The following is a 4,604-nucleotide window of genomic DNA, read 5'->3' as shown; positions in this document are numbered from 1 at the left end:
CTGCCGGTCCGCCTGGACCTGGCGACGCTGCGGGCCCAGGGCGAGCCGCAGCCGCTGCTGCGCGGCCTGATCCGTACGCGGACCCACCGGACCGGTGCCGTCGCGGCATCCGGCATCGTGCAGCGCCTGGCCGGGCTGTCCACGGCGGAGCGGCGCGAGGCGCTGCTCGATGTCGTACGCGCCCAGGTGGCGGTGGTCCTGGGGCACGCGAGCCCGGAGACGGTCGACCCTGAGCGGGCCTTCCAGGACCTCGGCTTCGACTCCCTGACCGCCATCGAACTCCGCAATCTGCTGGGCAAGGCCACCGGGCTGCGGCTCCCGGCGACGACCGTGTTCGACTACCCGACGGCCGACGCCCTGGCGGGCCACCTCCTGGGCGAGCTGTTCGGCGCGCAGGCGGAGGCACCCGCGAGTGCCCTCCCGTCCCTGCCGCCTTTGACGGACGACCCGGTCGTCATCGTCGGGATGAGCTGCCGCTACCCGGGCGGGGTCGCCTCGCCCGAGGACCTGTGGCGGCTGGTGTCGGACGGGGTGGACGCAGTCTCCGACTTCCCGGCCGACCGTGGCTGGGAGATCGACGACACCTACGACCCCGACCGCGAGGGCGCCATCGCCACCCGCTCCGGCGGATTCCTCCACGACGCGGCGGAGTTCGACCCCGAGTTCTTCGGGATGAGCCCCCGCGAGGCGCTGACCACCGACGCCCAGCAGCGGCTGCTGCTGGAGACGACCTGGGAGGCCATCGAGCGGACGGGCATCGATCCGGCGTCGCTGCGGGGCAGCCGGACGGGCGTCTTCGCGGGCGTGATGTACCACGACTACGCGCAGCTGCTCTCCGGGCGCGAGTTCGAGGGCTACCAGGGCAGCGGCAGCGCGGGCAGCGTGGCCTCGGGCCGGGTGTCGTACACCTTCGGCTTCGAAGGCCCCGCCGTGACCGTGGACACCGCGTGCTCCTCGTCGCTGGTCGCCCTGCACCTGGCGGCACAGGCCCTGCGCTCCGGCGAGTGCTCTCTCGCGCTCGCCGGCGGTGTGACGGTGATGTCCACCCCGCTGACCTTCGTGGAGTTCACCCGCCAGGGCGGGCTCTCTGCCGACGGCCGCTGCAAGGCGTTCGGCGATGCGGCGGACGGCGTCGGCTGGGGCGAGGGCGCGGGCATCCTCGTACTGGAGCGTCTGTCGGACGCGCGCCGCAACGGGCACCGGGTCCTGGCGACCGTGCGCGGCAGCGCCGTGAACCAGGACGGTGCGTCCAACGGTCTGACGGCGCCGAACGGTCCCTCGCAGCAGCGGGTGATCCGGCAGGCGCTGGCCAGTGCCGGTCTGTCGGCCGCCGATGTGGACGCGGTGGAGGCGCACGGTACGGGCACGACGCTGGGCGACCCGATCGAGGCGCAGGCGCTGCTGGCCACCTATGGCCGGGACCGTGCGCAGGACCGGCCGCTGCTGCTGGGCTCGGTGAAGTCCAACATCGGTCACGCACAGGCCGCTTCGGGTGTCGCGGGCGTCATCAAGATGGTCATGGCGATGCGCCACGGCGAGTTGCCGCGCACGCTGCACGCGGACGTGCCGTCGTCGCGGGTGGACTGGTCGGCGGGCGCCGTCGAACTGCTGACCTCTGCGGCCGAGTGGCCGCAGGGGGAGGGACCGCGCCGCGCGGGCATCTCCTCCTTCGGGATCAGCGGTACGAACGCGCACGTGATCCTGGAACAGCCGGAGCCGGAGCCGGAGCCGGAGCCGGAGCCGGAGCCGGTCGCTTCGGAGGCCCAAGCAGCCGTCTCCGACGGGCCGGTGCCGCTGCTCCTGTCCGGCAAGAGCGAGACGGCCCTGCGCGCCCAGGCGGCCCGCCTGCTCTCCCACCTGGAGGCCGATCCGGGGCTGCGGCTCACGGACATCGCGTACGCACTGGCGACGAGCCGCTCCGCCTTCGCCCACCGCGCGGTGGTCCTGGCCACCGACCGCGACGACCTGCCGCGCTCCCTGTCCGCACTGGCCGAGGGCCGCAGCGACGCGGACATCGTGGCGGAGGGCACGGCGGGCTCGGGTGCGGGCAAGCGCGCGTTCCTCTTCTCGGGCCAGGGCTCGCAACGCCTGGGCATGGGGCGGGAGTTGTACGGCCGTCACCCGGTGTTCGCGGAGGCCTTCGACGCGGTGTGCGCGGGGCTGGACGAGCACCTGGACCGCCCCCTGCGGGACGTCGTCTGGGGCGAGGACGCGCAGCTGCTGAACCAGACCGCGTACGCCCAGGCCGGGCTGTTCGCCCTCGAAGTGGCCCTGTTCCGGCTGGTCGAGTCCTGGGGCGTGCGCCCCGACCAGCTGCTGGGGCACTCCGTCGGCGAGATCGCGGCCGCCCATGTCGCGGGGGTCTTCTCCCTCCCGGACGCCTGCCGGCTCGTAGCGGCACGCGGTCGGCTCATGCAGGCCCTGCCCACGGGCGGTGCGATGGCCGCGATCCGGGCCACCGAGGACGAGGTACTGCCTCTCCTGGCCGAGGACGTGTCCATCGCGGCGGTCAACGGCCCGTCGTCCGTCGTCGTCTCGGGGGCCGAGGACTCCGTACTGGCGATCGTGGCGCACTTCGAGGGGGAGGGCCGCAAGACCAGCAGGCTGCGGGTGTCGCACGCCTTCCACTCGCCGCTGATGGAACCGATGCTGGAGGAATTCCGCACGGTCGCCGAAGGCATGGCGTACGGCGCACCGGACATCCCCCTGATCTCGAACCTCACCGGCGAGCCGGCCACCGCGGAACAGCTGTGCTCCGCCGAGTACTGGGTCCGGCACGTCCGTGCGGCGGTGCGTTTCGCGGACGGGGTGGGGACCCTGGCGGCGGAGGGCGTGACGCGGTTCCTCGAACTCGGCCCCGACGGCTCCCTCTCCGCGCTCGCCGCGGAGTCCGCACCGGACGAGGCGGTGTTCGCTGCCGTACTGCGCAAGGACCGGCCCGAGGGGACGGCGCTGCTGACCGCTCTCGCACGGCTGTATGTCCAGGGTGCGGGCGTGGACTGGGCGGCGCTGTTCGCCGGTTCGGGTGCGCGGTGGGTGGATCTGCCGACGTACGCGTTCCAGCGCGACCGGTTCTGGCCGTCGGGCGGGGCGCTGCGCGCGGGCGATGTGCGGTCCGCGGGTCTGGGTTCGGCCGGGCATCCGTTGTTGGGTGCTGCGGTGGAACTGGCGGGCTCGGGTGGGCTGTTGTTCACGGGGCGGCTGTCGGTGTCCTCGCATCCGTGGCTGGCGGACCATGTGGTGCTGGGTTCCGTTCTGGTGCCGGGCACGGCGCTGGTGGAGCTGGTGCTGCGGGCGGCCGACGAGGTCGGCTGCGATCTGCTGGAGGAGCTGACGCTCGCCGCGCCGCTCGTGCTGCCCGCCTCGGGTGGTGCGATCCAGGTACAGGTCTGGGTCGGCGAGCCCGATGACGGGGACCGTCGGCCGGTGTCGGTGCATGCGCGTGCGGGCGAGGGCCCGTGGACGCTGCATGCCAGTGGCGCCCTGGCCCCGGCCGCCGAGGCGCTGTCCTTCGATGCCGCGGTGTGGCCCCCGCAGGGTGCCGAGCCGCTCGACGCGGCGGGCTGCTACGAGCGGTTCGCGGACGCCGGGTTCGAGTACGGCCCGGTGTTCCAGGGCCTGCGGGCGGCCTGGATGCTCGGCGAGGACCTCTACGCCGAGGTCGGGCTCCCCGAGGGCACGGACGGCGACGCCTACGGGCTGCACCCCGCCCTCTTCGACGCGGCACTGCACGCGGCGCTGCTCGGCGGCGGGGGAGCGGACGAGGGAGGCGTCCCCTTCTCGTGGAGCGGGGTGTCCCTGCACGCGTCCGGTGCTTGTCGGGTGCGGGTCCGGCTCCGTCCCACCGAAGACGGCACGTCCATCGCCATCGCGGACACAGCCGGCGCGCCGGTCGCCTCGGTGCGGTCCCTGACCGTACGTCCGATCACCGCCGGGCAGTTGCAGACCGGCGACCGCGATTCCCTCTTCACGGTCGACTGGACCGGCGTCCCCCTCGCGGCCGAGCTCGTGGGCTCCCTCGCCCTGCTCGGCAAGGACACCGGAGGCATCCTCGATGCCCTGCCGCTCCGGCCCCACGCGGATCTCGACGACGTCGCGGAGACCGGCAGCCATGACACGGTGCTCGTCCCGCTGACGGCCGGGGCCGCCGCAACGGTGGAGGCCGTACACGCCACGACGGCAGAGGCGCTGGACGTGATCCAGTCGTGGCTGGCGGACGAGCGGTTCGCCGCCTCGCGCCTGGTGTTCGTCACGCGCGGGGCGGTCTCCGGCGCGGATCTCGCGGGTGCGGCGGTGTGGGGCCTGGTGCGCTCGGCGCAGTCGGAGAACCCGGGCCGCTTCGTGCTGGTGGATGTGGAGGACGATGCCGAAGCGGCGCTCGTACCCAGGGCGTTGGCGTCGGATGAGCCGCAGCTGCTGGTGCGCGGGGACGAGGTGCTGGCGGCCCGGCTGGCCCGGACGCAGTCCCAGCAGGCGATGACCTGGGACGCCTCCGGCACGGTCCTGATCACCGGCGGCACCGGCGGCCTGGGCCGTACGGTGGCCCGGCACCTGGTGACCGAGCACGGGGTGCGGAGCCTGCTGCTGGTCAGCCGCCGTGGCCC

1 protein-coding gene is annotated in these 4,604 nt (G+C 73.9%); it reads left to right on the top strand.

The genetic code is table 11. From position 1 onward, the window contains the following. Positions 1-4,604, top strand: a 4,604-nt coding sequence (locus tag AC4IJH_RS43035; RefSeq protein WP_490857494.1) for a type I polyketide synthase, incomplete at both ends; no start/stop codon positions are given.

The organism is Streptomyces sp. UF-297, assembly GCF_058245575.1.
This window is presented reverse-complemented; position numbering and strand designations above follow the sequence as displayed.